This is a genomic window from Bacillus cereus group sp. BfR-BA-01408 (assembly GCF_022663305.1).
In the GTDB taxonomy this organism is placed as follows: domain Bacteria; phylum Bacillota; class Bacilli; order Bacillales; family Bacillaceae_G; genus Bacillus_A; species Bacillus_A pacificus.
In genome coordinates, this window is sequence record NZ_JAKUFF010000329.1 from 1 (window position 1) to 221 (window position 221).

Below are 221 nucleotides of genomic sequence, written 5' to 3' on the forward strand. Positions count from 1 at the left end.
TCAAACGATAAAGAGGTGGTACAGGAATATCAACCTGTTGTCCATCGCCTACGCCTGTCGGCCTCGGCTTAGGTCCTGACTAACCCTGAGCGGACGAGCCTTCCTCAGGAACCCTTAGGCATTCGGTGGACGGGATTCTCACCCGTCTTTCGCTACTCATACCGGCATTCTCACTTCTAAGCACTCCACCAGTCCTTCCGGTCTGACTTCACTGTCCTTAG

At 53.8% G+C, this 221-nt stretch carries 1 rRNA gene; it reads right to left on the reverse strand.

Annotated elements, in window-relative coordinates:
- Positions 1-221, reverse strand: a 23S ribosomal RNA gene (locus tag MR083_RS27500); the annotation flags it as partial.